Consider the following 5451-nt stretch of genomic DNA (forward strand, 5'->3'; position numbering starts at 1 on the left):
CGGGTAATCTAAAAGATTAAGTTTTGAGAGATATAAAACATTCAATACCCTTCCGGTTCTACCGTTTCCATCACTAAATGGGTGAATAGCTTCAAACTGGTGATGCAGGATAGCCATTTTAATTAAACACGGATTTTCACGGTTAAAAATGCCCCGTACTTTTAAGAGTATGCTGCTCCTTCAAAAACCAATTGTTTGTTGTTGAGCCATGGTCTTTTTATTTCTTTGAATTTGTTCATATTTTCAAGAACCATGGTTAAGTTTCTTTTCTTTTTAAATTTTTAAGTAGTGCCTCTAAGAAAACTATCAAATTTTATGATTTCTAAGATTTTTGACCTGCCTTTGCCGTCAGGCAGGTGAGATTTTTATTTTTTGAGACGAGGCGATGCCTTAGCATCAGTGAGTTGAGAAAGATAAAAATATCGCAAAAAGATAGGAATCTAATTTTGCAGAGTTTTCTTAGAGGCACTAAATAATCTGCTTTCTGAATTGATACTATCATTGTGCTATATTTTATTTGTTATTTTTTCTACTAAAATTTCCCCTACGAAATTTCTACCCAGCTAAATCTTTCTTTTTTGCTTTCTTTTAAATGATTTTTTAATGATTTATTTTTTTCTTTGGATAAGTTCGGGTCATCTTCAATAAGTTTTATGGCAATTTTTCTGGCAACTTCTAAAATTTTGTGATCAGTTGCAAGGTCAGCAATTTTAAAATTCATAATTCCACTTTGCTTTGTGCCTGTAACTTCTCCGGGACCACGCAACTTAAGGTCAGCCTCAGCAATTCTAAAACCATCATTTGTGTCAGTCATTATCTTCATTCTTGTGCGTGCATCATTTGTTAACTTATAGGAAGTCATTAAAATACAATAGGATTGATCGCCACCTCTACCTACTCGTCCACGTAGTTGATGCAATTGAGACAAGCCAAATTTTTCAGCACTTTCAATTACCATAACCGTGGCATTAGGAACATCAACACCTACTTCAATAACTGTTGTAGAAACAAGAATATCAAGTTCCCCTTTAACGAACCTTTGCATTTCTTTATCCTTGTCCTCGGTTTTCATTTTCCCATGCATTATTCCTAATTGATATTCGGGACGTGGAAATTCTCTTAAAACCAAATCGTATCCTTCCATGAGATTTTTGTAATCAAGTTTTTCCGATTCTTCAATCAAAGGATAAACAATGTAAACCTGATTTCCTTGTTTTATTATTTTTCTGATTGAACCAATTATTTTTAATCTATTTTTTTCAAAATAATGTTTTGTAATTATTTCTTTTCTTCCCGGAGGCATTTCATCAATAACAGAAATATTTAAATCGCCATAAAATGTCATTGCCAGTGTTCTTGGAATTGGGGTAGCTGTCATGACTAAAATATGGGGAGGGATTGTGCTTTTCTTCCACATTTTTGCTCGTTGAGCTACACCAAATCTGTGCTGTTCGTCAATAACTACAAAGCCAAGATTATTAAACTTTACTGTATCTTCAATTAATGCATGAGTGCCAATAAGTATTTGAGTTTCATTTGATCTTAGTTTTTCATCAATAATTTTACGTTCAGCTTTTTTTGTTGAGCCGGTTAGTAAAACAACTTTTACATCAAGTTTTTCTACTAATTTGCTAATTGTATTAAAATGCTGTTTTGCAAGTATTTCTGTTGGAGCCATTATGCATGTTTGAAACCCATTGTCGAGTGCAATAAACATTGCCATAAGAGCAACAATTGTTTTCCCACTTCCCACATCACCTTGCAACAATCTGTTCATTTGCTTTCCCGAATTGAAATCACTTCTTAATTCTTTGATAACTTTTTTTTGAGCATTTGTTAACTCAAAAGGTAAAACATTGTGAAAAAAATTATTAAAATAATCTCCAACTTTTGAAAAAATTACTCCCTTATTTTGTGTTTCTTTTTTCCATTTAAAACTACATAGTTCAACTTGAACAAAAAATAATTCTTCAAATTTTAAACGATTTTTTGCTTTTTCAAGAATTTCAATATTTTCAGGAAAGTGTATTTGTTTGTATGCTTCTATTCTTGTAATAAAATTAAAAGACTTAGAAATATTGTCAGGTAAAACTTCAGGAATTTGATTTCCTACAGTTTGGAATAATTGCTTTTGTAATTTCATTATTCCTCTGCTACTCAATCCTTTTGAAGCTAACTTCTCCGATGAGTTATAAACAGGTTGAAATTTCATAGATTCACTTTCGCTTTTCCCGTTTTCCAGCAAATCTATTTCGGGATGAACAATATTTATAGTTGACCTGAATGATGAAGGTTTACCATAAACTAAATATTCTTTTTTTGCTTTTATTGAATTTATTATCCACTTTGTTCCTTTAAACCAAACGAGTTCAATACTTCCTGTATTATCAGTTAAATCTGCAATTAAGCGTTTGCTTCGTCCACTTCCTGCTTCACGCAAATTTTCAATTTCACCTTTTATCTGAATGTAGCTACTATCAGAACGTACTTCTTTAACCTTATAAAATTTTGTTTTATCAACATATCTAAATGGAAAATGATTTAGCAAATCTTTTAAAGTAAATATCTGAAGTTCTTTTTGTAAAACTGTTGCTCTTTTGGGACCAACACCTTTAAGATATTCAATTTCTGTGTATAATGTTTGCCTGTAAATCATTTTTTAAACCAAATAATTATTCATTTTTTTTAATAAAATAATTTTCTTCCTTTTTCCAATCAAAGGTCGCTATCATTTTTTTTATATCAACTTTAATAAAATCCAATACAGGTTGTAAAGAGTCACTGTTTGCTTTTGCACTAAAATATAGTGAGGCATAAATATAATTTTCAACTGAATCTGTTAGAAAAAAATTATATGAGGTTGCTGTATTTCCTCTCAATTCATAAAACATTCCTGATACCTTATCTTTTTGTACAATAAGTTCTTCCTTGATTTTTTCTGCTTTAACGGTATGTTTATACACTAATGTTCGGGTATCTTCTGTCAATTTGTACAATCCGTCTTTGTCCTTAAATTTTTTGTAAGTAATATGTATTGTTGCGTTAAAAGGTTTGTAAACAACATTCAACCAACATGGTTTTGCGTTTTTTGTTTTGTCTTTTTCGACCTTTGCATATATTGGAAAATCAAAAATAAAAGGACATAAAGAATCATAAGTTTTGTATCCTCTTTCGGGGAAATAAATTCTAAAATAAGAACGTGGTTTTGGTGTATATGTATTTTTACATGATGATACTATTAACAAAACTAATAAGAAAGAGAAAAGTTTTATAAAAGGTTGCATGAATTTAGAATTAATAAATCATTAATTTAAGTTACAAAATTAACAAGAATCTTTTATGAATAAGACAATTTTTAATTAATAATGGGTACACTCTAAAAAGTATTAAAATGATTTTCAGCTCCTTTCTACCCCAAACTCTAAAGGGAAATGTAGCTGAAAATCAGGACTCTCTTTAGGGAATGGGGCAATTCCTGATTTTCAAATCCTACACTCATTACTTTTTAGAGTAGATTCATAATATAATTTTAGATTATCGCTTTCTCTCTTTTTTCAAAATTCACAAATGTTAGAATGCTGTAAATGTTTATATGTCAGTTGATAAAAAAGATAATCATTTTTTATTTGGAATTGCATATACAGAAATTGTAAATTGCTATTAGTTTTATATGTGGAATAAAACTATTTAGTTACTTAACCGAAAAACATTGATAAAACCAAATAAATGACAAAAAAACTAAAAGAGAGTAGATTTAAATATTGGAAAATACTTATTGTAGATGACGATGAGATGTTGCATTTTTTAACAAAAAGACTTTTACAAAACTTTCAATTTGAAGAAAAAAAACTAATGTTTCTTCATGCATATTCAAAAGCTGAAGCAGAAAAGGTTTTTTCAGAACATGAGGATATTGCAGTTATTTTGCTTGATGTTGTTATGGAAGAATGGGATTCAGGATTGAAATTTGTTGAACATGTGAGGAAAGTTGTCATAAATAATTCGGTAAGAATAATAATTATGACAGGACAATCAAAAGTAGCACCTGAAAAACAGACAATAATTAATTATGACATAAATGATTATAAAACAAAGCAGGAATTAACATCCAAAAATAAACTTTTTATATCAATATTAACAGCACTACGTTCTTATAGAGACATTAAAAAAATTGAAGAATATTCAAAAACACTTGAAGCAAAAGTAAAAGAAAGAACACGTACAATTGAAATACAAAACAGGCGATTAGCACATGAAAAGATAATTTCAGAAGATTTGTTGTTAAATACGCTTCCACAAAAAGTAGTTTCTGACCTTAAAAAATTTGGAGAAACTACTCCCGAAGATTTTAGTGATGTAAGTGTTTTCTTTTCCGACCTTGTTGGCTTTACTGAAATGTCGGCAAAACTAAAACCGCAAGAATTGATTTCTGAATTAAATATTATATTTACAGCTTTTGATGACATAATGGAAGCCTATAATTGTGAAAGAATAAAAACAATTGGTGATGCATATATGGCAGTAAGCGGAATGCCTGAAAAAGATAAAAATCATGCTGAAAATATTATTAATGCTTCTATTGAGATTATAAAATTTGTTGAAGAACGAAATATTCAAAAAGACTCAAAATGGGAAATTAGAATTGGAATAAACTCAGGAAATATTGTTGGAGGGATAGTAGGGGTAAAAAAATATATTTATGATGTTTTTGGAGATACAATAAATGTAGCATCAAGAATGGAATCAAATTCAACGCCAATGCGTATTAATATTTCGGATGCTACATATAAACTTGTTCAAGACAAATATGTTTTTTCAAGCAGAGAAGCTATGGAAATTAAAGGAAAGGGTAAGATGAAAATGCATTTTGTAGATAAAAAAATTGAAAGGATTTTTGCAAAGGTTTCTTAATAGGAATGTATTTAGTGGCAGTAAGAAAACTTTGTATTACTCATTATACTTGGGCTTTGAATTAAAAATGGATGTGAATGTAAAAGTCATTCAATTGTCATTAATAGTCATTTAGCCAAGCTGTCATTGGGTTTTGTAACTTAATGACAATCAAATGACTACTTTATTACATTAGATTCAAGCGACAGGATACAGATAATATTCTAACAGTCAAAAACATACGAGTTTTCTTATAGACACTAATTAGTGCTTATAAGAAAAATCATTATTAGAATATTGCATATATATTAATTTTAATCTACGAATCTGTCTTTGACAGACGTAGTCTTACTTCTATTACACTTAGCATGTCTTCGACAGACGAAGTCTGTGGCTTTAATATTTGTTTTGCCCACACAAATCAACATAGAAGCAAAAAATTCTCAATAATTCAAATTATTTTTTATTCAGTTTAAATTATTATTTTTAAATTTACAATTTTATTAATGTTATTAAAAGTGAATTTTGAAATACATATACTTTCAAGTGCTACGGGAAGTC

At 29.4% G+C, this 5451-nt stretch carries 3 protein-coding genes and 1 pseudogene; 1 reads left to right on the plus strand and 3 read right to left on the minus strand.

Annotated features, from left to right (window positions below):
* From U9R42_01740 to gldD, 3 genes and pseudogenes are all read right to left on the minus strand, one after another.
* Positions 1–144 (minus strand): annotated as a pseudogene (locus tag U9R42_01740) (Fic family protein).
* A gap of 400 nt (positions 145–544) precedes the next feature.
* A complete protein-coding gene (recG, locus tag U9R42_01745; protein MEA3494736.1) occupies positions 545–2656 on the minus strand; it encodes an ATP-dependent DNA helicase RecG in 2112 nt (703 codons plus the stop codon).
* Between the two features lie 16 nt (positions 2657–2672).
* On the minus strand, positions 2673–3284 hold the full coding sequence (gldD, locus tag U9R42_01750) for a gliding motility lipoprotein GldD (GenBank protein ID MEA3494737.1): 612 nt from the start codon (positions 3282–3284) through the stop codon (positions 2673–2675).
* A 442-nt stretch (positions 3285–3726) separates the two neighbouring features.
* On the opposite strand from gldD, the gene U9R42_01755 reads away from it, so the two are divergent.
* The gene (locus U9R42_01755; GenBank protein ID MEA3494738.1) at positions 3727–4911 is read left to right on the plus strand and encodes an adenylate/guanylate cyclase domain-containing response regulator; all 1185 of its coding nucleotides are present in this window, start codon (positions 3727–3729) and stop codon (positions 4909–4911) included.
* The last annotated feature ends 540 nt before the right edge of the window (positions 4912–5451 follow it).

It is taken from the genome of Bacteroidota bacterium (assembly GCA_034723125.1).
GTDB lineage: Bacteria > Bacteroidota > Bacteroidia > CAILMK01 > JAAYUY01 > JAYEOP01.